Consider the following 24,647-nt stretch of genomic DNA (forward strand, 5'->3'; position numbering starts at 1 on the left):
AACCGGCAAGGCACTTGCCACACGGCAAAACGTGTTCTTGCCCGGCATGGTCAGCAGCACCCCGGCAGCGGGTACCGCCGGGAGGTGCCGCCGGTCAGTCATCAGGCCTTGATGATGTTGTGCTCAGGGCCGTACTTGAAGCCGGTGATGTTGTCCGCGCCGTTCTCGGTCACCACCAGAATGTCGTGCTCGCGGTAGCCGCCGGCACCCGGGCGCCCTTCCGGCATCATGATCATCGGCTCCATCGACACCACCATGTTCGGCTCCAGCACGGTATCGATGTCCTCGCGCAGCTCCAGCCCGGCTTCGCGGCCGTAGTAGTGGCTGAGTACGCCGAAGGAGTGGCCGTAGCCGAAGGTGCGGTACTTCAACAGGTCGTACTTTTCGTAGATCTTGTTGAGTTCCATCGCGATATCGCCGCAGCGTGCGCCCGGCTTGATCAGTTCCAGGCCAGCCTCATGCACTTCGACGTTGATCTGCCACAGGCGCAGGCTGGCATCCGGGCAATGGTCGAAGAACATGGTGCGTTCCAGCGCGGTGTAGTAGCCGGAAATCATGGAGAAGCAGTTGAGGCTGAGAATGTCGCCCTTCTGCACTTTGCGGGTGGTCACCGGGTTGTGGGCGCCATCGGTGTTGATGCCGGACTGGAACCAGGTCCAGGTGTCCATGAGTTCGGAATCCGGGAAGCGCTTGGCGATTTCGCGAATCATGGCCTGGGTGGAAGCCAGCGCCACTTCGTGTTCGGCCACGCCTTCATGCACGGCGGCAGCCAGGGCGGCACCACCAACGTCACACACATTGGCGCCATGCTTGATCAGGGCGATTTCTTCTGCTGACTTGATCATGCGCAGACGCATAGTGGGTGCGCCGATATCCACGAACTCTACCGACGGCAGCGCGGCGCGCAGTTTGTCCAGCATTTCGATCGGCGCGTGGTCGAACTCAATGCCGACACGGCCCTTGTTCGGGATCTCCTGCTTCACGGCGCGGTAGAAGTTGTCGCGCTGCCAGTCGGTGTAGACCACGTTGTAGTCGCCAACGGTGCGGCGCCAAGGTTGGCCGCCATCGATGTTGGCCGAGATCGACACCACCTTGTCACCAGTCACGACCAGGCCATACTTGCGGCCAAACGAGCAGTACAGGAAATCGGCGTAATAGTTGATGTTGTGGTACGAGGTGAACAGCACGCTGTCGATGTTTTGACTCGCCATCAGCTCACGCAGCTTGCGCTGGCGGCTGGCGTACTCTGCATCGGAAAAGGTGTGTTTGGCCTTTTCGCCGTTCTCGATTTTGATCAGGCTTTCCAGATTCATTTACTTTCTCCTCATGTGATGTGTTGCCACGTCTGGTGAGGTGAATAGTAGGTTTCTGGAGCATTACGGAATTTCTGTTTACGACAGAATACTTTCTGTATACGTTACATGGCATCCACCGCGCTGCCAGGTGCGATGCAACATCTGGCAGCCACATTTTTTGCTGCACCGCACACACCACGGGAACGCCATGGACAACAGCCACATCACGCCGGACGGCATCCACGACTTGCGGGTCACCACTTTCGGTTTCCTGCTGGTAAAGGACTTTTCGCTGATTGGCCTGAGTACTGCGGTAGACCCGCTGCGCATCGCCAACATGGTGGTTGGCCGCAAGGTGTATACCTTCAAGCTGTTATCGCAGGATGGGCAAGCGGTGACTTCCAGTGACGGCATCACCGTGGTGGCGGAAGGCAGCATTGCGGACAACGAAGTATTCAATACGGTGTTCGTGGTTGGCCCCAACCCGATTCCGCAAACTCGCAATACCGCCATTACCCGCTGGCTGCACTATCAGGACAGCAAAGGCGCTGCCTTGGGCGGCATCGATACCGGCAGCTACTACCTGGCGCGTGCCGGTTTGCTGGACGGCTACCGCTGCACCATCCACTGGGAAGATCAGGACCTGCTGGTGGAACGCTTTCCCAAGCTGATTGTTACCAACCGCCTGTATGAAGCTGACCGCAAACGCTACACCTGCAGCGGCGGGGTAGCGCCGCTGGATTTGATGGTACATCTGCTCAGCCAGCCACCTGGTTCGCGCAATCTTGGCTCGCGGGTGCTGGAGTTGCTGGTGGCGGAGAAACGCAGCCACGAACAGCGTCAGCGCGCATCGTTACGGCAATACCATGGCTCCGAGCTACCCAAGCTTGAAGAAGCCCTTCAGCTGATGGAAAGCAATATGGAAGAGCCGCTATCGATCGCCGAGCTAGCCACCTACCTCGCAGTGTCGGTGCGTCAGCTGGAGCGCTGGTTCCATGAGCGGCTGAACAAAACCCCTGCGCAGGCCTATATGGAGATCCGCCTGCTCCGCGCCCGGCAGCTGCTTTACCGTACCGCCAAGCCGCTGGAAGAGGTGTGCGCCAGTACCGGCTTTGTCTCTACTACCCATTTCGCCACCAAGTACAAGGCGCAATTCCAGGTTTCGCCCATAGCAGATCGTAAACTTTACGGCACCCGCCTCTGAGCGCAGCTGTTACACGGACTTGGCTTGCAGTGCCAAGCCAACTTATCTGCCCACCCACTTTGGTGGTATTGGCCATTGCCGACAGAAAGACGTTGCACGGAAAGTGACGTGCGCATGCTGGCGCTCGCTCAGTGTTTCATCTGTGCGAGCTGATTTACTGCGTCCACCACCGATTCCGCGCCATCCCGGATCTGGCCAATGGTGTCGCCAGCGGCTTGCACCATGTTCACGCTGTGCTGGGCCTGCTGTAGCAGCTCCTGCATATTGGCCACGGCCTGTGTCGTCTGTTGCTGGATATCGTTCACCATGCGGGTGATTTCCGAGGTGGAACTGGCGGTTCGTTCGGCGAGCTTGCGCACTTCATCGGCAACTACGGCAAAGCCACGACCGGTCTCGCCGGCACGTGCCGCTTCAATGGCGGCATTCAAGGCAAGCAGGTTCGTCTGGTCGGCAATGTCACGGATGGTTTGCACAATGCTGGATATTTCCTGCGACCGGGCACCCAGGCTCTGTATGTTCTGGCCGGCGCGCTCCATATTCCCGGCCATTTCCTGAATCTCGCCTATGCTTTGCTGCACACCTTTCACCCCGGAGTCAGACAGGCTGAGGGTCTGCTGTGAGGAGTGGTAGGCCAGCATCGCTGCATCCCGCTCTGCATTGGTTTGTTGTACCTGGGCAGTAATGTCGGCAGCAAACTTGATCACACTCTGTATCTTGCCGCTGCTATCCAGTACCGGGTTATAGCTGGCTTCCAGCCATAGCACCTGGCCATTACGGTGCCTGCGCTGTATGCGGCCAGCGAAGTATTCACCACGCTGCAGGCTGCTCCACAATTTGCCGTACTCAGCACTTTGCACAAATGCTGGTTCGCACAGCATGCTGTGATGGCGCCCCTTCAGCTCGTCAGCACGATAGCCGGTCACCTGCTGGAAATTGTCGTTGGTGGTGACGATCTTGCCATCGGGGGTAAATTCGATGATGGCCATTGAACGGTCTATGGCCTGCAGAACCGCGCTATTGCGCTGCGAGCTGGCAAGCTGGTCGGTTACATCGAACCCCACCAGCAAATAGCCATACAGTTTTTGCTGTTCGTCCAAGAGAGGCACGAAGCTGACCTGCAGCCATAGTTCGCTGCCGCTTTGATCCACGCCCTGTAGCTGGCCAGAAAACGCAGAACCTTGCTGCAAGGCACTCCAGGGCTGCATAGCCTGGCTGCCCTTGCTTGGCTGGTCGGGAAACAGTGTGCTGTACGGTTTGCCACGCAGTTGCTCGATGTCGCGATAGCCGAAGCGTTGCAACAGAGGCCGGCTGGCGGCAACCACATTCTTTGCAAGATCAAGCTCCAATGAGAGCAGGGTGTTATCCATGCACAGCTTGTGTGACTGCATGGCATGCAGTGCCTGCTCAAGCTGTGTGATTTGCTGTTTTAGTGCCCGGTTGAACATATGCCACCTCTTTAGTATTGCCCATGCCAGTTGCAGCTTGTCGATGACATGCTGGGTGCCTACAGGCGCTGTCGCTATACGATTATTTTAACTAAAGCGGCAGTTTTGTATAGTACAAAAATGAAAATGCCAATATCAATGCCAAGCGGGCGCGGGTGTCGCTTGCACAATATTTATCAATAAAAGCAGCTACCTACTGCCGATCATCTGCCGCTGATCAGGCCGGCAGCGTGAAGGACAAGCGCGGTACTCGCCAAGTGGCACAGGCCTGTCAGCAGTACCTGCCAAGCCTGTGCGTACAGTCAGCCCCACACCACGCCAGTGGCAGTAGCGCATGCCATTCAACACCAGCGGATGCGGCGACAGGCGGGACAAATCCCCTCGCAAGCCAGTACACTTGCACGATACGCGCCCCATCGGGGCGGCATTGATGACGATCATTCGAGAACACAGGATTCAACCATGCTGGACATTCAACTGCTGCGCAGCAATATCGAGGAAGTGGCCGCCCGCCTGGCAGCCCGTGGCTACACACTGGACGTAGACGCCTTCAATTCGCTGGAGGCGGAACGCAAGTTCCTGCAGACCCGCATGCAGGAGCTGCAGTCCAAGCGCAACAGCGTTTCCAAGCAGATCGGCATTGCAAAGAAGAATGGCGAGGACGTGTCCGCCATCATGGCCGAAGTGGCCAACCTGGGCGATGAGCTGAAGGCCGCCGAGGAAGGCTTTGCCGGCGTGCAGCAGAAGCTGGACGGCTGGCTGATGTCCATTCCCAACCTGCCGCACGAATCGGTGCCGGCCGGCAAGGACGAGAACGACAACGTGGAAGTACGCCGCGTGGGCGTACCGCGTCAGTTCGACTTCGAGGTGAAGGACCACGTGGACGTGGGCGCACCGCTGGGCCTGGATTTCGACACCGGCGCCAAGCTGTCCGGCGCGCGCTTCACCGTGCTGAAGGGCGAGATCGCCCGCCTGCATCGCGCGCTGGCGCAGTTCATGCTGAACACCCACACCGGCGAGCACGGCTACACCGAGCACTACACCCCGTACATCGTCAACGACAGCGCGCTGTACGGCACCGGCCAGCTGCCGAAGTTTGCCGAAGACATGTTCAAGGTGACCCGTGGCGGCGAGGAAGGCACTGTTGACCAGTACCTGATCTCCACTTCGGAAATCACCCTCACCAACACCGTGTCCGACAGCATCCTGAAGGAAGAAGAGCTGCCGAAGAAGCTGACCGCACACTCGCCCTGCTTCCGCTCCGAAGCCGGCAGCTACGGCCGCGACACCCGTGGCCTGATCCGCCAGCACCAGTTCGACAAGGTGGAGATGGTGCGCATCGAGAAGCCGGAAGACTCCTACGCCGCGCTGGAAGAAATGGTGGGCCACGCCGAAAACATCCTGAAGGCACTGGGCCTGCCCTACCGCGTGATTACCCTGTGTACCGGCGACATGGGCTTTGGCTCCGCCAAGACCTACGACCTGGAAGTGTGGCTGCCGGCGCAGAACACCTACCGCGAGATTTCCAGCTGCTCCAACTGCGAAGCCTTCCAGGCACGCCGCATGCAGGCCCGTTACAAGGACGCCAACGGCAAGAACCAGCTGGTGCACACCCTGAACGGCTCCGGCCTGGCGGTTGGCCGCACGCTGGTGGCGGTGCTGGAGAATTACCAGAACGCCGATGGCAGCGTGACCATTCCGGAAGTGCTGCGTCCGTATATGGGCGGCAAGGACAAGATCGGCGGTTGATTCTGCTGATAAGGTTGGCCGCATGCGGCCAACCTGGATACAACAAAGCCCTTGCAGCAGTGCAAGGGCTTTGTTGTTTGAGCAGGACTGCGGCCAGCGCAGTCAACTGCTCGCTATGGTCAATAGGCGCATGTAACCATGCAGGCCAGTCGCAGGGGGAAGAAGCCGTGCAAATGACAGCTCAGCCTCTGCACGGTAGCCGCTGACCGGGGGCTGCCAACCGACCGGCAGCAGTCGACCCAAAGCAGTCGTCTGCTGCCAAGGGAACAGACATTAACTTTGAATTTAAGCCGCACTATTAGATTTCGGCTTGAGCGAACTGCTAGACGCAGATACTTTGGCCAAGTAGCCTTTTTCAAAGCACTGAACTTGCGCAGTTTCTCCCGCATGAGGGAGATAGATTCGAAGAAAGGCCCCGTTGCTGCGAAGAACCTTTGACTGCTGATTCTCAGGAATGCGGGACAAATCCATCGTGTTTGGCATCCGCTGACGACTTTGGATTAGAGCAAGCCCATGATTTTCGAAGTCAGGAGCCAGTTCAATGAATTGCAAGGTTGGCAGAAGTACGTCATAGCCGACCATGCGGAATTCAGCAGTGGTTGGCTTTCTGGATTTGTCGATAGGTAGAGTCGCCTGCCACCATTCCACAACGTGGTTAGGCATATGCCCTAACACCCATACCCAAGGAATCTCCAGATTTAGGAATGGTTGAAGTGTGCTTACTGTTGCCCCGTGGACGTACAGGGTTTCTACGCCGTCTCTATCAAGAATTTCCATCACACGCATCTTGGCGCCTAACGCCATATGTAAAAAGGGCTGCCGAAATCGCATAGCGGCGGAGGGAAGTTTGGGTACATCGAGAGTAGGACATACTTACTCGAACATCCGCTTTAAATCGGCGATAGCGGGCGGCAACTATTGGCCGGATACTGCCATTCATCTCGTGACCCAGGACGACCCTCACAAGGTACGTCACGCTGGTGGCGCATGACTAGGTTTCCGTCTCGCAATTGATTAGTCCACAAAAGTAGCCGCCGAGCTTGTTCTGGCGTGTAACCAAACTTATGCATCTGAAGGTTTCTCCATCATCGACAGACATACGAACCACCAAGTCTTGGTCCTCAAACGTCTGGAGTTCTTTAATGAGTTGTCTGATGGTCTTTCCTCTTATTTCCCATTCGGGGGATATTTCACGTTGCTCGCTCACAACAATTCCTCTTTATGAAATTATGCCGGCACCATGAACGGCAATCTAACGTGAATTAACCTAGCAAATTAACAAGGCCGCCAGTGTCAGCTATACGGCCAGCTCACCGAATGGCAGATTGTGGCCGCCAGTTGTCATGCCAGCATGATAGCATGGCAATGTGCTTCAGCTGAGTAGAATGCGTTGGGCTCGCGCCAGGTATCGACCCTGCGCCGTCACCGTCCAAACTACAAAGCGGATAATTATTTTGTTCTTGACACGTTTCAGCGCCAAGTAATTTGGCCACATTGAATATATTTATTAGCTCCCGCTCAATCGCCAACAACGCGCTCATAAATTGGTTCCAGGGTACCGTTTTTCATTGCAAGAGAGATAACAAATTGCAAGCACTGTGAGGGGCAACCGGAGCTGCGAAGCACGGAGGGAACCCAAAAGCGCAGCTTCTTGGCCGTCCCTCTCGACTGCCGGGTTAGCCATTAGCGCTCGCATTGTTTTGTTTGACTAGCAGCGTGATGGGTCTGAATTTGGAGAATACCCACAAGCCGAATGCTATAGATGAGCCGAGAAGCAGAGTGAAGATGAGAGAGAGAAATATACCAATAAAAGGAGATGCAAGTAGGCCGGTAATGCCGTGAATGTTCTCATTGTTCCACGTAATTGTATTGGCACCAAACAACGCAAAAAATCCCATTATGATGCTAAAGGAGATAAAGGTGACAGAGGTTCCAACAGCAACCAGCTTGAAGACACTTCCGGCGGACAGCCGTTGAACAACGATTTCTTGGAACATATTTTCCTCCTGTGGTTGACGTTAAAGTTGACCCGCGGACCGAGGCTTGCCGAGGGACGTCGGGTAGATCGACCGGTTAACCGGAACCGTAAGGAATTTCCGCGCCTGGCCGATAGCAACCATGCCAACACATTAGCATAAAAAATTACTTTAGCCCGCCCTGCCTGCTGGCGGAAGTTATTGAGCCGGCTACCTGGTCAGCAACCTGAAAGGTTGGCCGCAAACAAGACGGGCCACTGCAATGCAGTGGCCCGTTGTCATGCTGGCTACCGGTTTATGCCAGTTGCAGCGTGTTGTGCGGATCGATCACGAATTTCTTCGGCGCGCCGCCATCGAAAGCGCGGTAGCCTTCCGGTGCCTGATCCAGGGTGATCACTTCCACGTTGACGATGTCGGCGATCGGCAGGCGATCCCACAGAATGGCCTGCATCAGGTTGCGGTTGTACTTCATCACCGGGGTCTGGCCGGTGTGGAAGCTGTGCGACTTGGCCCAGCCGAGGCCGAAGCGGATGGAGAGGCTGCCCTTCTTCGCTGCTGCGTCCACCGCACCCGGATCGTCGGTCACGTACAGGCCGGGGATGCCGATGCCGCCGGCTACCTTGGTGATTTCCATCAGCGAGTTCAGCACCGTGGCCGGGGCTTCCTCGTGGCTGCCGGCACCGTGGCCGCGCGCTTCGAAGCCTACGCAGTCCACCGCGCAGTCCACTTCCGGCACGCCCAGCAGCGCAGCGATCTGCTCACCCAGGGTGGCATCCAGCGACAGGTCCACGGTTTCGAAGCCCACGGCGCGGGCGTGTGCCAGGCGGTCGGCGTTCATGTCGCCCACGATCACCACCGCGGCGCCCAGCAGGCGGGCGGAGGCGGCAGCGGCCAGGCCCACCGGGCCGGCACCGGCAACGTATACGGACGAGCCCGGCTTGACGCCGGCCATCACCGCACCGTGGTAGCCGGTGGGCAGAATGTCGGACAGGCAGGTCAGGTCGCGGATCTTGGCCATGGCGCGATCCTTGTCCGGGAACTTCAGCAGGTTGAAGTCGGCGTACGGCACCATCACGTATTCGGACTGGCCGCCGATCCAGCCGCCCATGTCCACGTAGCCATAGGCGCCACCGGCACGCGCCGGGTTCACGTTCAGACACACGCCGGTGTGCTGCTCCTTGCAGCTGGTGCAGCGGCCGCAGGCCACGTTGAACGGCACCGACACCAGGTCGCCCACTTGCAGGGTTTCCACGTCGCGGCCAACCTCGATCACCTCGCCGGTGATCTCGTGGCCCAGTACCAGGCCGATGGGCGCGGTAGTCCGGCCGCGCACCATGTGCTGGTCGGAACCGCAGATATTGGTGGTAACCACCTTGAGAATGACACCATGGCCGATTGCGCGTCCGGTCGGGTCCACCATGCGCGGAGCTTCGATCTCACGCACTTCGACCTTGCCAGGCCCCATATACACCACACCGCGATTATTGCTCATTGCTTGTCTCCGCCTTTTTCGATGGGTAGTGACTGCTGACGCAAGCCCGCAGCGGGGCTGCGCCGGCACGGCACGGGCTGTGCCGCGTCCGCGAGACTACCCGCCCGACATGGGCGGCAAATGCATGGAAAACGGTGTGGATCGGCTGTCAGGCGACATTCTGGCTGTAAGCGACGTAGACAGGTGCAAAACCGCCATGGCGGCTGCCGTCAACTTCAGCCCAAAGGCAACAGCGGCAGGCTGCCGGCTTACGCCACCCTGAACTGCTGCACGTAGTGGCGGAAGGCATCCGCCGGCATCGGCTTGCCGTACAGATAGCCCTGCGCCATGTGGCAACCCTGCTCGCGCAGGAAGTCGCGATGCGCCGGCAGCTCCACCCCTTCGGCCACGATGGACAGCCCCAGGCTGCGCCCCATGGAGATCACCGCCGAGGCAATGGCGGCATCGTCCTTGTCTTCGTGCAGGTGGGCGATGAAGGAGCGATCGATCTTCAGCACCTGCACCGGCAGGCGCTTGAGATAGGCCAGCGAGGAATAGCCGGTGCCGAAGTCGTCGATGGACAGCGTGATGCCCATGGCGCGCAGCCCTTCCAGCGCGCGGCCAACCTCCTGGTCGCTGTCCATCGCCGTGCTTTCGGTGATTTCCAGTTCCAGGTTGGCCGCAGGCAGGCCGGTGTCGTCCAATACCTGGCGCACGGTATCGACGATATTGCCGAACTTGAGCTGCCGCCCGGACAGGTTCACCGCCACCCGGCCGGCAAACCCCTGCTCCAGCTGCAACTGGCGGGTAAACCGGCAGGCCTCGGTCAGCACATGGGTGCCGATCGGCACGATCAGCGCCGACTCCTCGGCCACCGGGATGAACTCCACCGGCGACACCATGCCCAGTTCCGGATGCTGCCAGCGCACCAGCGCCTCCATGCCCACCAGCTGGCCGCTGGCCAGGTTGACCTTGGGCTGGTAGTAGACATGGAACTCCTCGCGTGACAGCGCGCGGTGCAGGCCGTATTCCAGCTTGAGGCGGGCCATGGCACTGGCGTTCATGTCGGCGGTGTAGAACTGGAAGGTGTTCTTGCCACGGTTCTTGGCGCGATACATCGCTGCATCGGCGTTGACCAGCAGGCTGTCGGCGGTGCTGCCATCTTCGGGGAACATGGCGATCCCCAGGCTGGCGGAAACGAACACCTTGCTGTTGCCCCCCAGCACCACCTCGCCGGAGATGCCGTCCAGGATGTCCTGTGCCAGGCTGGCCACCGCATTGGGTGAACCGACATTGGGCAGCAACAGGGTGAATTCGTCACCCGCCAGCCGCGCCACGGTGCTGCCCAACGGCGCCTCGGCTTGCAGCCGCGAGGCAATCTTCACCAGCAGCTCGTCGCCGGCCTGGTGGCCCAGGGTATCGTTGATCAGCTTGAAACGATCCAGGTCGATGAACATCAGCGCCATGCGCTGGCCATGTTCGCGCGCCTGGTCGATGGCACTCTGCAGCTTTTCTCCGAACAGCGTGCGGTTGGGCAGCCCGGTCAGCGCATCGTGGTTGGCCAGGAAGTGCAGCCGCTCCTCGGCCTGCTTGCGCTGGGTGATATCGGAAAACACCGCCACGTAATGGCGGATGCCGCCGTAGCCGTCGGGAATGCCGGTAATGGTGAGGTGCTCGGTATAGAGCAGCCCGCTTTTGCGACGATTTACCACCTCGCCCTGCCAGTAGCCCTCGGCTTTCAGCTGGCGCCACATGTGTTCGTAGAAATCTGCCGACTGGCGGCCGGATTTCAGGATGGCCGGCGTCTTGCCCAGCACTTCCTCGCGGCTGTAACCGGTGATGCGGCTGAACGCCGGGTTTACCGACTGGATCACCCCGCTGTTGTCGGTGATCACGATGCCTTCCAGCGTGGATTCGAACACCTTGTCCGCCAGCTGCAGGCTCTGGCGCGAACGCAGCAGCGCCTCGTCGCGCTCGCGCAGTGCCGAACGCAGCTCCACCAGGAACTCCTGCTCCATGGTGGCCAGAATATCGGACATGCCGACAATCGCCATCAGGTGGCCATTGTCGTCGCTCACGCCCAGATGGCGGGTCTGTCCGTCCAGCAGCGTGCGCCGTGCGTGCAGCAGGGTGGACTGATAGGACACCGCACGCAGCGGACGGCTGGCCACATCGGCTACCAGCAAGCTGCTGTCGCCACCGGCCACAAAGCGCACCACGTCACGGTGGGTAAGCACCCCCCAGCTATGGTCCGGGTAGCGCACCGCCACCGCTTCAACCGAGAAATCCCGCATCTGCTGCATGGCTTCCACCACCTGCTGCTGCGACTCCACCACCACCAGCGGCTTGTGCAACATGGTGTCCAGCCGCTTCAGGCGCAGGAAGAACTCCGCATCCTGGTTCACCACGATATCGGTCACCGACACCATGCCCAGCAGCTTGCCGCTGGCCGGGTCGGTTACCACCAGGTGGCGCACCTTGTTTTCGTGCATGCAGGCGGTAGCGTCCTGGATAGACTGGTCGGCAGGAATCGCCAGCACCGGCGAGCTCATAAAGCCGCGAATCGGGCACTGCGCCACATCCGGATGGAACAGGTCCAGCTTCACCACATCGGTTTCGGTCCAGATGCCCAACGCCTTGCCGGAAGCGTCCACCACCACGATGGAGCCGCAGTGGGCTTGATGCATGGCCTGCGCCGCCTCGCTCACCGGCGTATCCGGCGCGCAGGTCAGCACATTGCGGGAAATGATCGACTCAACAGCGTGGGTAAAGGTCAAAGCCGGCTCCAATGCCACTAACAACAGAATACTTTATATTCGTGTCGCCAGCCTATAAGTATTGATTAAAAACAACAGGATACGAAAACGCCAAACGCATTATTTGTTAGTAGCCGGATTTTATCAATCGACAACATATTTTAACAAATTTCATAAAATAATCACCAGTTGCAATAGAAAACCTAACAAGATGCAAATAACGCCGCAAATCCCGTCCCCCTGCGGCAAAAACCGGCATAAATGCCTGCAGTTCCCGCGCTGGTGGCCGATAAAGAAATATCCCGCCACCTCCCGGAGCTCGCCATGGATATTTCACGCGTCAACAATGCCGGCTTCACGCCGCCAGGCCAGCTGGTGAGCGCCGCCGCGCATGCCAGGAATGCCGAAAGAAAGGCGGAAAAACAGGAAACCGTCAGCCTCGGACAGCAGCAACAGGAAGACCTGGCGCTGACCTACAGCAAACCACCGGCCAGCCGCGGCAACACCGAATCCCAGGAAACTCAAGAAACCCAGGAAACCCAGAGCACGCAAGGCCCGCAGGATCTGGCCGCCCTGCTGGAAGAGTCCGACCGCAAGGCCAGCGAGATGTTGCAGCTGCTGGGCAACCTGATCCAGAAACAGGGACTGGAATGGAGCAAGGTGGCCAGCGGCGAACAGCAGCTGAGCGCCGACCCGGAAACCATCAAGGCAGCACAGGCCGCCATTGGCGAAGACGGCGAGTTCGGCGTGCGCAAGACCGCCGAGCGCATCCTGAGCTTTGCCCGCAGCATGATAGGCGACGACCCGTCGCGTCTGGAGGCGGTACGCAACGCAGTAACCCAGGGCTTTGACGAGGCGCGGGAGATGCTGGGCGGCACACTGCCGGACATCAGCGAACAGACCTACGATACCATCATGGCCGAGTTCGACCGCTGGGGGCAGGATGGCCTGCCGGCGAACGGCAGCATCGCCCTGCCCAGCCAGAGCAGTGCCCAGGCAGCTGCCTGATCCTGCCCGGTATCCAGCACCACATGCGGCCAACCTCAAGGTTGGCCGCAGCGCTTTTGGCCATATCACCCTGTCTGGCGCGGCAAGGCGCTCTGCTATACTGCCGCCTTTGCCGAATTCACGTTCTTTGCCCACCGCATGACCACCCCCACCCTGCCCGAACTCAAAGCCGCCCTGTCCACCTGCCTGATCCGCGACCGCTACGGCCTGAAGCGCAAGCTGGCCGATGCCGAGCAACGCAGCAAGCGCCAGCAACCGGCAGACCGCCTGCTGGCCGACATCGCCGCGCAGATCGCCAAATCCGCCAGCCGCGCCGCAGTGCGCGCCCAGCATCGGCCCAAGCCGAGCTTCGACGATGCCTTGCCGGTGAACCAGAAGCTGGACGACATCAAGGCGACGATTGCGGCCAACCAGGTGGTGATCATCTGCGGCGAAACCGGCTCCGGCAAAACCACACAGATTCCCAAGATCTGCCTGGAGCTGGGCCGTGGCGTGTACGGGCTGATCGGCCACACCCAGCCACGCCGGCTTGCCGCCCGCTCGGTGGCCACCCGTATCGCGCAGGAGCTGGGCAGCGAGCTGGGCAACCACGTCGGCTTCAAGGTGCGCTTTACCGACAAGCTGTCGGAGCGCAGCGTCATCAAACTGATGACCGACGGTATCCTGCTGGCGGAAACCCAGACCGACCGCCACCTGGAGGCCTACGACACCATCATCATCGACGAGGCGCATGAACGCAGCCTCAACATCGACTTCCTGCTGGGCTACCTGAAGCAGCTGCTGCCGCGCCGGCCGGACCTGAAGGTGATCATCACCTCGGCCACCATCGATGCCGACCGCTTCGCCCGCCACTTCAACAATGCGCCGGTAATCGAAGTTTCCGGCCGCACCTACCCGGTGGAAGTGCGCTACCGCCCGCTGAAGCAGCGCGACGAAGACGAGCGCGAGATGGAGATGGAAGACGCCATCGTCGAAGCGGTGGAGGAAATCTCGCGCCACGGCCCCGGCGACATCCTGGTGTTTCTGCCGGGCGAGCGCGAGATCCGCGATACCGCCGACAAGCTGCGCCGCAGCGGCATCCGCCATTACGAGGTACTGCCGCTATTCGCGCGGCTGTCCAACGAGGACCAGCAAAAAATCTTCAAACCCTCCGGCGGTCGCCGCATTGTGCTGGCTACCAACGTGGCGGAAACCTCGCTCACCGTGCCCGGCATCAAGTACGTGATCGACACCGGCCTCGCGCGCATCAAGCGCTACAGCCCACGCGCCAAGGTGGAACAGCTGCAGGTGGAGAAGATCTCGCAAGCTGCCGCACGCCAGCGGGCCGGCCGCTGTGGCCGGGTGGAAGCCGGCGTCTGCGTGCGGCTGTATGACGAGGCCGATTTCAACGCCCGCGGTGCCTTTACCGACCCGGAAATCGTGCGCAGCAGCCTGGCGGCGGTGATCCTGCGCATGGCGGCGCTGCGCCTGGGCCAGGTGGACCAGTTCCCCTTCATCGAACCGCCATCCAGCCGCCTGATCGCCGACGGCTACCAGGTGCTGCAGGAGCTGGGCGCGGTGGACGAGGCGCTGCAGCTCACCCCAGTGGGCAAGGAGCTGGCGCGCATTCCGGTAGACCCCAAGGTTGGCCGCATGCTGCTGGCCGGCCGCGAGCACCACTGCGTGCGCGAGGTGCTGATCATCGCCGCAGCGCTGTCGGTGCAGGACCCGCGCGAGCGGCCGTTCGAGGCGCGCGAGGCCGCCGACCGCGCCCATGCCCGCTTCAGCGATGAAAAATCCGATTTCCTGTCCTTCCTGCATCTGTGGGACTTCTTTGCCGAAGCACTGAGCAACAAGCAGAGCAACCGTCAGCTGGTGAACCTGTGCCACCAGCACTTCCTGTCGCACCTGCGCATGCGCGAATGGCGCGAGCTGCACGCCCAGCTGGCGGAGATCGCCGCCGACATGGGGCTGATCGAGCGCGAGGCGGCGCATGCGCCGGCCGCGGCAACAGGCACCGAGGCCACGCCGAAGAAGCGCGCGCAGGCCGAAGCGCTGGCCTACGAGAAGCTGCACAAGGCGCTGCTTACCGGCCTGATCGGCAATATCGGCATGAAGTCGCAGGAAGGCGACGACTACAACGGCGCCCGTGGCGGCAGCTTCTTGATGTTCCCCGGCTCCGGCCTGAAAAAGGCACGCCCGAAGTGGCTGATGGCCGCCGAGCTGGTGGAAACCACCAAGCTGTACGCGCGCTGCGTGGCACGGGTGGAGCCGGACTGGGTGGAGGACGTGGCGCCGCACCTGGTGAAGCTGCATCACTTTGACCCGCACTGGGAAAAATCGCGCGGCGAGGTGGTGGCCAGCGAGCGTGTCACCCTGTTCAGCCTGACGCTGATCGCCCGCCGCCCGGTGAGCTACGGCCGCATCGCGCCGGAAGAGGCACGCGAGCTGTTCATCCGCGGCGCGCTGGTGGCGATGGAATACGTCAGCAACGCGCCGTTCTTCCAGCGCAACCAGCAGCTGATCCGCGAGGTGGAGCAGCTGGAACACAAGGCACGCCGCCAGGACGTGCTGGTGGACGAAGAGGCGCTGTTCGCCTTCTACGCCGAGCGCATTCCGGCCGAGGTGGTGGACGCCGCCAGCTTTGAAGCCTGGCGCAAGGAGGCCGAGGCGGCCAACCCCAAGCTGCTGTTCCTCACCCGCGAAGAGCTGATGCGCCATGCCGCCGAGCATGTGTCGGAAACCCAGTTCCCGGAATACCGCGAGATCGCCGGCAGCCGCTGCCGCCTGCGCTACCGCTTCGAGCCGAACCACCCGCTGGACGGCGTTACCATCGACCTGCCGCTGGCGGCGCTGAACACGCTGGAGCCGGCCGAATTCGAATGGCTGGTGCCGGGCATGATCCGCGACAAGCTGCAGGCGCTGATCAAGGGCCTGCCCAAGCAGATTCGCCGCTGCTGCGTGCCGGTGCCGGACTTCGTTACCCGCTTCCTGCTGACCAACCCGGACCAGCACAAGCCGATCGGCCCGCAGCTGGCGCACTTCATCCTGCGCGAAACAGGTGGCGTGAAGGTGGACCCGCTGGAATTCGACACCATGGAGCTGCCGTCGCACCTGCAGTTCAATTTCCGCATCATCGACGATGGTAAGCAGGAAATCGGCATGGGCCGTGATCTGATCGCGCTGCAGAAGCAGTTCGGCCAGGCGGCGCAGCTTACCTTCCGCGACACCAGCGCCGAGTTCGAGCGCGACCATGTGGAAGCCTGGGATTTTGGCGAGCTGCCGCAGGCGATCCAGTTTGCCCGCGGCCGCCAGCAGCTCACCGGCTTTCCGGCGCTGACGCTGGAAACCGACGCCAAGGGCGAGCATGTGGCGATCCGCCTGTTCGATACCGAGGGTGCGGCCAACCATGCCCACCGCCAGGGCGTGGTACGCCTGCTGCAGTACCAGCTGAAGGAACACATGAAGCAGCTCTCCAAGGGGCTGCCGGGCATGACCCAGCTGGGCCTGCAGCTGCGCACGGTGTGCAATGTGGACGAGCTGCTGCAGGATGCGATTGCCGCCATCTGCGATCGCGCCTTCATCGGCGACGACGAACCGCCGCGCAACGAGAAAGCCTTCAACGAGCAGAAAGCGCGCGCCCGCACCCGCCTGCCGGCGGTGACCCAGGCGGTGACCAGCTACCTGAACCAGATCGCCGCCGAATACCAGGCGCTGGCGCCAAGGCTGCAAAAGCACAAGCTGGGTTTCGAATTGACCCAGCAGCTGGGCCGCCTGGTGTACAAGGGCTTCCTGGCCGCCACGCCGTGGTCGCAATTGCCACATCTCCCCCGCTACATGAAGGCGATGGGCCTGCGCATGGACAAGCAGCCGACCAACGCCCAGCGCGATGGCCAGCGTGGTGCGGAGATTCGCGAGCTGTGGGCGAAATGGGAGGCGCGCATGGCGGAGGAAGCCGAACGCGGCCAACCTTCGGCCGAGCTGCAGGCCTTCCGCTGGCATATCGAGGAACTGCGGGTGAGTTTGTTTGCGCAGGAGCTCAAGACACCGTATCCGGTGTCGATGAAACGGCTACAGAAGCTGTGGGACGAATTGCCGCGCAACTATTGATGCTGTCGGCCCTCGCCCAGCCGGGGATTTGTGCCAGAATCAAAATAATATTGCAGCACACGCTTACAGATCGATGCCATGGCGAATACGGATAACGCACCAGCCCTGAACCAGGTGTTCCGGGTAGGAGAAGCCCTGCGGGAGGATGTCTATACCCGCAGCGGCCTGCTGCTGCTGAAAAAAGGCCACTACGTGCTGAACGAAAACCAGCGCGACCGGCTTACCCGCATGGGGGTGAGCCAGCCCGGCCAGCAGATGATGCCGCTGGAAAGCGACCTTACCCGCATCGGCGACTTCAGCCCGTTCGAGGAAGTGCAGCACGCCAGCCGGCACCTGGACTACCTGCTGGGCGCCGGGCTGTCGGCACAGGGCTTCGAGCAGCGGGTACGCGCACTGGCCAACCGGCTGGCAGCATTCACCCAGCGCGCTCCGGACGGCATGCTGGCCGCCGTGCTGCTGGTGCCGCTGACCAAGTATGCAGCGGCCCACAGCGTGCACGTAACCATCATTCTCACCACCCTGGCCGGCCGGCTGGAGCTGCCGCCGGAAGTGAAAAACAGCCTGCTGTGCGCCGCGCTGACCATGAACCTGTCGATTGCCGGGCTGATGGACAGCCTGCACCACCAGAGCAGCCCGCTGAGCGACGATCAGAAACAGCACATTGAGGCACACCCGCTGCTGTCATCCGCCATGCTGCGCGAGCTGGGAGTGCATGACGAGCTGTGGCATCAGCTGGTGCAGACCCATCACGAGCAATGGAGCGGCAACGGCTACCCCTACGGCCTGAACCGCGAGCATATTGAGCCGCTGTCGCACCTGCTGCATCTGGCCGATGTCACCGCCGCCAAGCTGGCGCCGCGTGGCTACCGGGCAGCGCTGAAGCCGAACCAGGCGCTGGCCAGCGTGTTCCTGGAAGCCGACAAAACCTTCGACTACCGCATGACGGCGATGCTGGTAAAGGAGCTGGGCATTTACCCGCCCGGCTGTTTCGTGCAGCTGGCAAACCAGGAGATGGGCGTGGTGCTGCATCGCCGCAACCGCGCCAATGCCCCCTGCGTGGCGGTGCTGCGCAGCAACGATGGCGCCTCCTACAGCAAGCCGCAGCTGCGCGAAGCCAGCAAGAGCCAGTACAAGATCACCCACGCCCTGGACCAGCAGCAGATCGGCATTCGCCCGCAATACCTGGCCAGCCTGTGGAAACGGCAGCGCATCGGCGCCGCCCTCAGCAACAACTAGTCCGCCTGCCGCGTGACTCAAGGCAACAACCGATATGAGCAAGCCCTCCGCCCCCCCGCCAAGCGACCTGATCCAGATCGGCAAGATTCCCGCCGACCTGTTCGCCAAGAACGGCATGCTGTTCATCAAGCAGGGGCACTATGTACTGACCGAGGCGCAGAAGCAGCGCCTGATCGAGCACGGCCACCTGACCGGCCACGACCGCGCCGCGCTGGTGGAAAAGGAACTGCGCGAACGGCGCGAAAAACAGGAACAGGAACGCCGGGAGCAGGCCAACCGCCAGAGCAACCCGCTGCTGGAAATGGATCGCCTGGCACACAAGATGTCCGGCCTACTCAACCGTTTCTTTGAATTTCGCAATTTCGGCGCCGAGATCGAACAGGTAGCCGATACCCTGATCCGCCTCGCGCAGCAGCAACCGGACGGCCTGATTGCCGCCTGCCTGCTGGTACCCTCGCGCGACTATGGCAGCACCCATAGCCTGCATACCGCCGCGGTACTGGCGGTGCTGGCCAGGCGACTGAATCTGCCCGCCACCGAGCAGCATGTACTGCTGTGTGCTGCACTGACCATGAATATCGCCGCCACCACCCTGCACAGCGAACTGGATCGCCAGACCGAACCGATGCGTGAGGATCAGCGCTCCGACATGTACGCGCATCCGCTGCTGTCATCCGCCATCCTGCGTGACCTCAAGGTGGAGGACGAACGCTGGCACCTGCTGGTGCAGCAGCACCACGAGGAATGGAACGGCGATGGCTACCCCTACTCCCTGCGCAAGGAACAGATCGACCCCGGCGCCCACCTGATCCACCTCACCGATGTGCTGACCGCGCTGCTGACCACCCACGCCCACCGCCCCGGCCACCTGCCGTCAGTGGCGCTGGGCAAGCTGTATCGCGGTGACTTCAGCAGCTTCGACAGCCGCTTCGTGGCGCTGCTGATCAAGGAAATCGGCATCTACCCGCCCGGCAGTTTCGTGCGGCTGGTGAATGGCGAAATCGCGGTGGTGGTACAACGCCCGCAGGAAGGCCGCGGCAACACGCCACGGGTGGCGGCGGTGCGCGGCAGCAGCGGCGATATGTATGGCGAGCCGCTGCCACGCAATACCGTGCAAAGCGAGTACGCCATCAGTGCCCCGGTGTCACTGAAAGACGCCAGCGTGCGGCCATCCTTCCTGGTGAAGCTGTGGGGTTGAACACCCGGCCCCATAAACAAAAAAACCTGCCGGATGGCAGGTTTCAGGCTGCTGACAAACTACCCATTTATGCATTACCGGACCCGGCAAAGCCGGGCCGCTCCAGCCAAGCGCTTGAGTCGGCAGCCTTCCTGTTTACAAAACAAAGTCCTTTTGCGGGGCAAAAGGACTTTGTCAACACTCTGAAACCTGCCGACTGGCAGGTTTTTTTGTTCATAGTTGGCCGCAATTCTCAGCGGAAGCCCTCGTCCGCCGACAGGTAGCGCCACTGCCCAGTAGGCAGGTCGCCCAGCATGATATTGCCGATGCGGATACGCTTCAGACCCACCACGCGCAGGCCCACCAGCTCGCACATGCGGCGGATCTGGCGCTTCTTGCCCTCGCGCAGGATGAAACGCAGCTGATCCTGGTTCTGCCACCACACCTTGGCCGGTTGCAGCGCCTCGCCATCCAGCGACAGACCATGGTTCAGCAGGCGCAGGCCTTCGGCGCTCAATTCGCCCTCCACCCGCACCAGGTACTCTTTTTCGACCTCGGAATTTTCGCCAATGATTTCCTTGGCCACACGGCCATCCTGGGTCAGCACCAGCAGGCCAACCGAGTCGATATCGAGCCGACCGGCCGGCGCCAGGCCCTTGAGATGGTCGCGCGAGAAGCGGGTATTGCTGCTGTCGCCGCTCCAGTGCGTTTCCGGACGGATCAGCACCACCGCCGGCTGGTAGCCGTCTTCAGCCTGGCCGGAGACATAGCCCACCGGCTTGTTGAGCAGGATGGTGACGCGCTGCGCCTGTGCGGCCAACGCCTGCTTGGTCACCACGATCTGGTCGTCCGGGCCGACTTTCTGCCCCAGCACGGCCACCTCGCCATTGACCTTCACCCAGCCTTTTTCGATGTAGACATCCGCTTCGCGACGCGAGCACACGCCCATTTCCGCCAGGCGCTTGGACAGACGCACCGTTTCCATATCTCTCCCACAGCCATGCCGACAAAGGGCGGCATCATACCACCAAGCACCGGCTCACGGTCTTTTTACCTCAGCCTGGCTGGCCGCATTACAGGTAGTTGAACAGCGACAGGCCGCCGATCTTGGAGAAGGTCTGCTGCGAGGCCTGCAGGGCCGTCAGCGCCGCCTGGTACTCGGAAATGGCCTGCACATAACCGTCGTCATCCAGCCCCACCAGTTGCTCGATACGCGAGGTGTAGTTGATGGCCTGGTCACGGCCGATGTTTTCCACCGTGTCTGCCGCATTCATGCGCGAGCCGATGATGGTGTTCACCGACACCACCTGCTCGAAGCCGACATCCAGCCCTTTCAACACCTCTTCCATGCCCTTGGCGTAGTAGGCGGTGCCGCTGTCCGGGTTTGGCGGATCCGGGATATTCCAGTCGGCCCTGGCGGCAAAATCTTCATAGCCCTTGAACGGGTTGGGAGTAATGGCACCCGCCGTATTCTGGCGGGATTCATACAGCATGCGATCGAATGCCGCAGTACTGGCGGCATTGTTCTCGCCCACCCGCAACAACTCGTCCAGCCGGGAAATGGCCTGGAACAGCTCATTGCCAGGGGTGAAGGCATCACGATCGGTGGTCACCGCCGGCAAGGCAGTGGGCACCGTCGGCGGGTTGGCCGCCACCGCCGGCAGGGCGGTGGTGAGTGCGGGAATGACGCTGCTATCGCCCGCCACCAGGTTGCCCGGCTCGGTCAGTGCCAGGGTACGGGATGAGCCAATCGCCACCTCCTGTCGCTGGGCGTTGCCCTGGTAGGTGATCTGGATAGCCGGCTCCCATACGATATCGAACGGCTTCGACTCGGTGGCTGTACCGCCAAAAATGAAGTTGCCCTCGGCACTGGTGGCATTGAGCAGCCCCACCAGGTTCTTGCTGACTTCCACCAGCTCACTGCGCATGGCCGAGCGGTCGGTATCCGACAGCGCCGGCTTGCCAGCCTGAATGGTGAGCTCGCGGATACGGGTAATGGTGTCCGCCACGCTCTGCAGCGTGCTGTCGGTGATGGCCAGCTGGTCATGTGCCAGCTTGGCATTGCTGACATAGCGATCATTACGGCTGGCAGTGGCAGAGACTTCGATCGCCAGCGAAGCGGCAGACGGATCATCCGCGGCGGTAATTACCCGCTGCTTGGATGAAATCTGCTCATACAGGTTCTGCAGCCGCTGCTGCTTCTGCTGCATGTAGAACACCCCCAGGCTGAACTGGGTTGCATTACTCACTCTCATGACAAATCCTCTGCTTAACCAACGGCATCCAGAATGGACTGGAAGGTTTCCTGCGCCACCTGGATCACCTTGCTGGATGCCTGGTAGGCCTGCTGGAAGCGCACCAGGTTGGCCGCCTCTTCATCCAGATCCACCCCGGACAGGCCTTCCTTCTTCTTGGTGACTTCCAGATTCAGGTTCTGCTGCGCCTGCAACTGCACACCGGTAATGCTGCCGCGGCTGCCGACATAGCTCACGGTCTGTGCAAAGTACACTTCCATGGTGGCCGTGCGGGTAAAACCGGGGTCGGTAATCTTGGGGTATAGCGATGTGGCGCCACTCTTGCTACTGGCCAGAATCGGCTTGGCTTGCAGCGCGTTGATGGCCAGCATATTGCTGTTATCCATGCCGGCAATACCGTCATTGGCCGGGTCCCGGGCGCGTATGGTCAGCGACTGGGTACCGGTCAATGGCAGCGATTCAGCCTTGAACGCCAGCTTGACCTTCTCACCACCCGGCGCAGGAGCCGTCATTTCGAACTCCCACACCCCCTGCTGCGAGCTGGATTTACTGATAGCGGTAAAGGTATAGCCTGCCACCGATGCCGTCGGGGTGCCGAATACCGGATTGGTACTGGCATCGAATGGAATCTGGATGGTAGCTGGCGGCGGCAGTACCTCATTCAGCCGGGCATTGGGCTCGCTGCCGGTAAAGGGGGTGGCATTGTCGTTATGCAGATAGGCCTCCTGCCATACCGAGGAAATCACCGGCTTGGCCACGGTGCCGTCTGCATTGTAGGCCGGCACGGCAATCACCCCGGATGCCATCGCCAGCTGTGCCGGGTTGCCCACCTTTACCGACATGTGATCAATCGCCAGCCGCATCGCCAGCGCTTCGTCGGTGATATTGGTGGCCAGTTCCGCAGTCAGCCGCTCCTCGCCCAGATCCTGGAACAGACCGCCGGTCTGCGCCACCCAGGAGCCAAGCGCGGTAGTGTTCTGTGTCTGCTGCGGCTGGTATTGCCCGGTCAGATCCACCCCCAGCGCGTGCTGACGGTTGACTGCATCGGTGAACTCGATCGCCAGGTTGCCCAGATCGATCTGCACGCGGGGAATATCCTGCTCCAGCAACTGCAGGTTGCCGTGCAAGGTGCCACCCTTCAGATCGGAATACAGCAACTGCACCGGCTGCGCGTACTGGGTATCCAGGAACACGTTGATGGCACTCTGAGTTGTCTGCGTAGAGAGCGTGGAGTGATCGCCCCCCACTACCAGCGCACCGCCGTTGTCCAGGAACACGTTGTAGCTGCCATTGCTGGACTGCACCACGTTGACGTTCACCAGCTTGTTCAGGTCCACCACCAGCTTGTCACGCTGGTCCAGCAGATCGTTCGGGATCTTGTTGCCGTCGGACAGGATGGTGATTTCGCGGTTGATCTTGGCAAGGCTTTCCGACAGCGTGTTGATCTGCGCAACGTTCACTTCCACCGAGCTGCGCAGGTTCTGCCGCAGTTCCTCGATCTGGCTATTGGTGGTCTGGAAGCGGTCCACCAGCGCCTGTGCCTCGCTCAGCACCACCTGGCGGGTAGCGATGGAGGTCGGGTTGGCCGCGGCGGTCTGCATGGCGGTAAAGAACTGCTGCACCGAGGCCATGATGCCGGTGGAACTGTCGGTGAGCATGTTGTCGATGGTGCCCAGCGCATTTTTCTGCGCCTGCAGCGAACTGATATTGGAGGTTGTGGTGCGCAGCTCCACTTCGACAAACTGGTCGAACATGCGGCTGATACTGGCGACATCCGCACCCTGCCCCAGGAAGCCAAAGCCGTTGTACTGCGGCAGACGCGCATTCTGCGACACCACCTGACGCGAATAGCCTTCGGTACTCACGTTACTGATGTTATGGCTGGCGGCTTCCAGGTTCACCCTGGCAACGGCAACGCCGCTGGCGCCCAGGTTCAGCAAATTCATCGAACTCTCCTTACTGCTTTATATCGGCAATAGCAGCGCAAATTGAAGTCTTACAGTGCCGCGACATGGCGGGCGACTGCCTGCAGCTTGCTGGCATAGGCCGGATCGGTGGCATAGCCACCACGCTGCAACGCCGTGGCGTAGGCGCCGAAATCGCTCCCCTGGTTCAGGGCCTGCCGATAGCGGGAGCTGTTGCCAATCAGTTGTGCGTAGTCATCGAATGCCTGGGCATACGAGGAATAGGCGCGGAAGTTTTCCACCTGTTTTCTGGGCTTGCTGCCTTCGTATTCGGTGGTGAGCGCGGCTACCGTGCCGCCCTGCCAGCTGCCGCCGGCCTTGATGCCGAACAGGTTGAAGCTGTTCTGGCCATCCGCCTGGCGCAGCATGCGCTGGCCCCAGCCGGACTCCAGCGCGGCATGCGCCACCAGCACCTCTGGCGCCACGCCCAGCTTGTCGGCGGCACGTTGCGCGTGTGGCAGCAGCGCGCTGACAAAACCCTGCCGGTCTGCCGGCAGGCTATCGGCGGCAGCGGTAGCGCCAGAAGCCTGGCCTGCGGCCAACTGCGGCGCCTGGCCATAAGCCTGCTGCACACGGGCGGCGGCCACCGGCGGCAATTGCAGCGAGGCCGGCGGCAGTTCTTGCTGCCCGTCGGACAGATTTGCCGCCCGCAGCAATTGCTGGCTCAGCATGTCGGCCAGCCCCATGCCGCCACGCTCCACCAGCCCCTGTACCACTTGCTGGTCGTACATATTGCGGAAGGTGTCCATCTCGGCGGAGTCGTCATCGCCACCCAGCGGGTTTTCGCGCATGGCAGCCACCAGCTGGTTGAGCAGCAGGGCTTCGAACTGGCCGGCAACCGCCTTCATCGCCGCTTTCGGGTCCTTGCGGGACTGTTCGGCGATGCGCTCGGTGGAAGTCGGGTCCATGACCAGACGGTTGCTGAGGGAAGAGGCGGACATACGGCAAACTCCTGGGAATCTGCCCTAGTACAGCAATAATCGGGCCAGGGGCAACGGACACTCGCAAGTCCCGCCACGCCT

16 protein-coding genes are annotated in these 24,647 nt (G+C 61.2%); 6 read left to right on the forward strand and 10 right to left on the reverse strand.

The annotated features are described in order from the left end of the window. Nucleotides 1-101: 101 nt before the first annotated feature. Complete coding sequence (locus ACFOKJ_RS04230; RefSeq protein WP_390276862.1) at nt 102-1,313, reverse strand: M24 family metallopeptidase; 1,212 nt, start codon at nt 1,311-1,313, stop codon at nt 102-104. 190 nt (nt 1,314-1,503) lie between these two features. On the opposite strand from ACFOKJ_RS04230, the gene ACFOKJ_RS04235 reads away from it, so the two are divergent. Beyond that, a complete protein-coding gene (locus ACFOKJ_RS04235; RefSeq protein WP_390276863.1) occupies nt 1,504-2,499 on the forward strand; it encodes a GlxA family transcriptional regulator in 996 nt (331 codons plus the stop codon). 128 nt (nt 2,500-2,627) lie between these two features. On the opposite strand, the gene ACFOKJ_RS04240 is transcribed toward ACFOKJ_RS04235, so the two are convergent. After that, a complete protein-coding gene (locus ACFOKJ_RS04240; RefSeq protein ID WP_390276864.1) occupies nt 2,628-3,887 on the reverse strand; it encodes a methyl-accepting chemotaxis protein in 1,260 nt (419 codons plus the stop codon). A 519-nt stretch (nt 3,888-4,406) separates the two neighbouring features. Here ACFOKJ_RS04240 and serS point away from each other — a divergent pair. Further along, complete coding sequence (gene serS / locus ACFOKJ_RS04245; RefSeq protein WP_390276866.1) at nt 4,407-5,693, forward strand: serine--tRNA ligase; 1,287 nt, start codon at nt 4,407-4,409, stop codon at nt 5,691-5,693. Between the two features lie 285 nt (nt 5,694-5,978). Here the strand turns inward: serS and ACFOKJ_RS04250 are convergent, their stop codons facing one another. From ACFOKJ_RS04250 to ACFOKJ_RS04265, 4 genes are all read right to left on the reverse strand, one after another. After that, nucleotides 5,979-6,470 (reverse strand): hypothetical protein, encoded by a 492-nt coding sequence (locus ACFOKJ_RS04250; RefSeq protein ID WP_390276867.1) that lies wholly within the window; start codon nt 6,468-6,470, stop codon nt 5,979-5,981. A gap of 899 nt (nt 6,471-7,369) precedes the next feature. After that, entirely contained in the window at nt 7,370-7,690 is a 321-nt protein-coding gene (locus tag ACFOKJ_RS04255) for a hypothetical protein (RefSeq protein ID WP_390276868.1), read from the reverse strand. 274 nt (nt 7,691-7,964) lie between these two features. Continuing rightward, a complete protein-coding gene (fdhA, locus tag ACFOKJ_RS04260; RefSeq protein ID WP_390276869.1) occupies nt 7,965-9,161 on the reverse strand; it encodes a formaldehyde dehydrogenase, glutathione-independent in 1,197 nt (398 codons plus the stop codon). Nucleotides 9,162-9,409: 248 nt separating this feature from the next. Beyond that, nucleotides 9,410-11,917, reverse strand: coding sequence for an EAL domain-containing protein (locus ACFOKJ_RS04265; RefSeq protein WP_390276870.1), 2,508 nt, complete (start codon nt 11,915-11,917; stop codon nt 9,410-9,412). Between the two features lie 303 nt (nt 11,918-12,220). Here ACFOKJ_RS04265 and ACFOKJ_RS04270 point away from each other — a divergent pair, with 303 nt between their 5' ends. The 4 genes from ACFOKJ_RS04270 to ACFOKJ_RS04285 all read left to right on the forward strand — a co-directional run bounded on the left by ACFOKJ_RS04270 (nt 12,221) and on the right by ACFOKJ_RS04285 (nt 19,427). Continuing rightward, nucleotides 12,221-12,904 carry a DUF5610 domain-containing protein gene (locus ACFOKJ_RS04270; RefSeq protein ID WP_390276872.1) on the forward strand — a complete coding sequence of 228 codons (684 nt, stop codon included), beginning with the start codon at nt 12,221-12,223 and terminating at the stop codon, nt 12,902-12,904. A gap of 138 nt (nt 12,905-13,042) precedes the next feature. Next, entirely contained in the window at nt 13,043-16,993 is a 3,951-nt protein-coding gene (hrpA, locus tag ACFOKJ_RS04275) for an ATP-dependent RNA helicase HrpA (protein ID WP_390276874.1), read from the forward strand. Nucleotides 16,994-17,071: 78 nt separating this feature from the next. Further along, entirely contained in the window at nt 17,072-18,229 is a 1,158-nt protein-coding gene (locus ACFOKJ_RS04280) for an HD-GYP domain-containing protein (protein ID WP_390276875.1), read from the forward strand. Nucleotides 18,230-18,263: 34 nt separating this feature from the next. Further along, a complete protein-coding gene (locus ACFOKJ_RS04285; RefSeq protein WP_390276877.1) occupies nt 18,264-19,427 on the forward strand; it encodes an HD-GYP domain-containing protein in 1,164 nt (387 codons plus the stop codon). Nucleotides 19,428-19,659: 232 nt separating this feature from the next. On the opposite strand, the gene ACFOKJ_RS04290 is transcribed toward ACFOKJ_RS04285, so the two are convergent. From ACFOKJ_RS04290 to flgJ, 4 genes are all read right to left on the reverse strand, one after another. Continuing rightward, the gene (locus ACFOKJ_RS04290) at nt 19,660-20,391 is read right to left on the reverse strand and encodes a pseudouridine synthase (RefSeq protein WP_390276879.1); all 732 of its coding nucleotides are present in this window, start codon (nt 20,389-20,391) and stop codon (nt 19,660-19,662) included. An 88-nt stretch (nt 20,392-20,479) separates the two neighbouring features. Then, complete coding sequence (gene flgL / locus ACFOKJ_RS04295) at nt 20,480-21,661, reverse strand: flagellar hook-associated protein FlgL (RefSeq protein WP_390276880.1); 1,182 nt, start codon at nt 21,659-21,661, stop codon at nt 20,480-20,482. Between the two features lie 14 nt (nt 21,662-21,675). Further along, nucleotides 21,676-23,607 (reverse strand): flagellar hook-associated protein FlgK, encoded by a 1,932-nt coding sequence (flgK, locus tag ACFOKJ_RS04300; protein ID WP_390276881.1) that lies wholly within the window; start codon nt 23,605-23,607, stop codon nt 21,676-21,678. Between the two features lie 50 nt (nt 23,608-23,657). Continuing rightward, nucleotides 23,658-24,566: a flagellar assembly peptidoglycan hydrolase FlgJ gene (gene flgJ / locus ACFOKJ_RS04305; protein WP_390276882.1), complete on the reverse strand. Its 909-nt coding sequence runs from the start codon at nt 24,564-24,566 to the stop codon at nt 23,658-23,660. Nucleotides 24,567-24,647: the final 81 nt, after the last annotated feature.

It is taken from the genome of Vogesella amnigena, assembly GCF_042648905.1.
GTDB classification, from domain to species: Bacteria; Pseudomonadota; Gammaproteobacteria; order Burkholderiales; family Chromobacteriaceae; genus Vogesella; species Vogesella amnigena.

What these genes read in the sequence shown, in the direction of transcription:
- ACFOKJ_RS04235 (WP_390276863.1), top strand. Translation starts at nt 1,504, where the DNA reads ATGGACAACAGCCACATCACGCCGGACGGCATCCACGACTTGCGGGTC.
- fdhA (WP_390276869.1), bottom strand. Translation starts at nt 9,161, where the DNA reads ATGAGCAATAATCGCGGTGTGGTGTATATGGGGCCTGGCAAGGTCGAA.
- ACFOKJ_RS04230 (WP_390276862.1), bottom strand. Translation starts at nt 1,313, where the DNA reads ATGAATCTGGAAAGCCTGATCAAAATCGAGAACGGCGAAAAGGCCAAA.
- flgL (WP_390276880.1), bottom strand. Translation starts at nt 21,661, where the DNA reads ATGAGAGTGAGTAATGCAACCCAGTTCAGCCTGGGGGTGTTCTACATG.
- ACFOKJ_RS04250 (WP_390276867.1), bottom strand. Translation starts at nt 6,470, where the DNA reads ATGGAAATTCTTGATAGAGACGGCGTAGAAACCCTGTACGTCCACGGG.
- serS (WP_390276866.1), top strand. Translation starts at nt 4,407, where the DNA reads ATGCTGGACATTCAACTGCTGCGCAGCAATATCGAGGAAGTGGCCGCC.
- ACFOKJ_RS04285 (WP_390276877.1), top strand. Translation starts at nt 18,264, where the DNA reads ATGAGCAAGCCCTCCGCCCCCCCGCCAAGCGACCTGATCCAGATCGGC.
- ACFOKJ_RS04280 (WP_390276875.1), top strand. Translation starts at nt 17,072, where the DNA reads ATGGCGAATACGGATAACGCACCAGCCCTGAACCAGGTGTTCCGGGTA.
- ACFOKJ_RS04240 (WP_390276864.1), bottom strand. Translation starts at nt 3,887, where the DNA reads ATGCAGTCACACAAGCTGTGCATGGATAACACCCTGCTCTCATTGGAG.
- hrpA (WP_390276874.1), top strand. Translation starts at nt 13,043, where the DNA reads ATGACCACCCCCACCCTGCCCGAACTCAAAGCCGCCCTGTCCACCTGC.
- flgK (WP_390276881.1), bottom strand. Translation starts at nt 23,607, where the DNA reads ATGAATTTGCTGAACCTGGGCGCCAGCGGCGTTGCCGTTGCCAGGGTG.
- ACFOKJ_RS04270 (WP_390276872.1), top strand. Translation starts at nt 12,221, where the DNA reads ATGGATATTTCACGCGTCAACAATGCCGGCTTCACGCCGCCAGGCCAG.
- ACFOKJ_RS04255 (WP_390276868.1), bottom strand. Translation starts at nt 7,690, where the DNA reads ATGTTCCAAGAAATCGTTGTTCAACGGCTGTCCGCCGGAAGTGTCTTC.
- flgJ (WP_390276882.1), bottom strand. Translation starts at nt 24,566, where the DNA reads ATGTCCGCCTCTTCCCTCAGCAACCGTCTGGTCATGGACCCGACTTCC.
- ACFOKJ_RS04290 (WP_390276879.1), bottom strand. Translation starts at nt 20,391, where the DNA reads ATGGAAACGGTGCGTCTGTCCAAGCGCCTGGCGGAAATGGGCGTGTGC.